2 protein-coding genes are annotated in these 1,871 nt (G+C 76.3%); both read left to right on the plus strand.

Features of this window, described 5'->3' with window-relative positions:
- Positions 1 to 938, plus strand: a 938-nt coding sequence (locus L0B03_RS17310) for a DUF6049 family protein (protein WP_250448185.1), incomplete at its 5' end; no start/stop codon positions are given.
- A gap of 46 nt (positions 939 to 984) precedes the next feature.
- Positions 985 to 1,871, plus strand: an 887-nt coding sequence (locus L0B03_RS17315) for a protein kinase family protein (RefSeq protein ID WP_250448187.1), incomplete at its 3' end; no start/stop codon positions are given.

The following is a 1,871-nucleotide window of genomic DNA, read 5'->3' on the forward strand; positions in this document are numbered from 1 at the left end:
ACGAGGGCGCCGCCCTCGCCCCGGCCGAGGCCGCGCAGGACCTCCTGGCCGAGCTCGCGGTCATCACCCGCGAGCGGCCCAGCGACGGCCGGCACATGCTGCTGACCGTCCCCCGGGACTGGGACCCGGACCCCGCCGTGGCCTCGGCCCAGCTCGAGGCCCTCACGACGGCGCCCTGGGTCGAGACCGAGCCGATCTCGGCCTTGGTCGGCGCGCCGGACCCTGGCCTGGACCGCGGCTCGCTGCCCCTGGACCTCGAGTCCGGCGCCGAGGTCGCGGCGAGCGAGCTGGCCCAGGTGCGGGCGGCCCTCGAGGAGCGCGACGAGATCTCGACGATGCTCGAGGACCCCGAGTCGGTCCTCGGGGACCCCGAGCTCGAGCTGCTGAGCGCGGCCTCGGCGGCGTGGCGCTCGGACCCTGAGGCGCGCCAGGCCTCGATCGCGGGGATCGAGGCGGCCACGGCGACCCTCCGCGGCGCCGTGGCGGTGGTCCCGGGCGGGGACGTGAACCTGATCTCGACCTCGGGGGAGCTGCCGATCCGGGTGGCCAACACCCTCGACCAGGCGGTCGACGTGCGGATCGGGCTGCGGCCGGGCGACTCCCGCCTGCGGTCCGACGACGACGTCGAGGTCACCATCGCGGCAGACAGCGAGGTCACGGTCGCGCTCCCGGTGCACGGCATCCAGAGCGCCGACGTGGCCGTCGCGGTCGAGGTGCGCACCCCCGAGGGGGTCGTGGTCGACGACAGCACCGTGCTCACGGTCCGCGTGCGGGCGGAGTGGGAGAGCATCGGCACGGCGATCATCGGTGCCCTGCTGGCCGTCGGCGTGGTGATCGGCGTCGTCCGGACCGTACGGCGCGGGCGCCGCGGCACGCGCGGCGAGCCCCGCGTCGACTCGGGCCCGGACGACCTCTCCCCCGAGGAGCACCAGGCATGAGGTCGCTGACCTGCCCGCTCCTGCGATGGCCCGCGCGGCACGTAGCATGAGCAGGCCCGGACCCGGGGGCGACGACCGTCGCGACCAGGGAGCGGGCCTGAGCCTGCGCGGAGGTGATCGTCTGGACGGCGTGGTGATCGGGCACGGCACCCTGCTGGCTGGGCGATACCGCCTCGACCAGCCGGTGCCCAGCGACCTGCCCGGCGTCGAGGCGTGGAGCGCGCAGGACCAGATCCTCGACCGCCCGGTGCGCGCGATGGTGCTGCGCGAGGGGCGCGTCGCCCAGGCTCAGGACGCCGCCCGTCGCGCTGCCCTGGTGACCGACCCGCGCCTGCTCCGGGTGCTGGACGTCGGGGACCACGAGGGCATGCCGTACACCGTCACCGAGCTGGTCGAGGGCCGGGACCTGGGCGAGCTCACCCAGCACGGCCCGATCCCGGCGGACCAGGCCCGCGCCATCATCGGCGAGGCTGCCATCGCCCTCGAGGCCGCGCGGCGCCGCGGGGTGCACCACCTCGCCCTGCGCCCCTCGAGCGTGCGGGTGACCGAGGACGGGCGCGTCGTCGTCACAGGACTCGGGATCGACGGCGAGGTCATGGACCGAGGCATCGGTGACGCCCGCTCGACCACCCGGGCGGACACGGTCGGCCTCGTGGCCCTGCTCTACCTGACCCTGACCGGACGTTGGCCCGCACCGCACGGAGGCGGCGCCGGTCCGGGACAGGTCACCGCCGCCCCCCTCGTCGGCGGCAGCCCTGTGGCCCCCGCCGAGCTGTCCCCCGGTGTCCCGAACGACCTCGACACCCTCTGCTCGGTGACCCTCGGCCCGCACGACGACGGCCCGCACAGCCCCGGCGAGCTCGTCCGTGAGCTCGAGCCCTGGGACCGGGTCGCGGCCGCCGAGCTGCTCCGCCGCCTCGACGCCGCCGGGCC

The organism is Actinotalea sp. C106, from assembly GCF_023630195.1.
Classification (GTDB): Bacteria; Actinomycetota; Actinomycetes; order Actinomycetales; family Cellulomonadaceae; genus Actinotalea.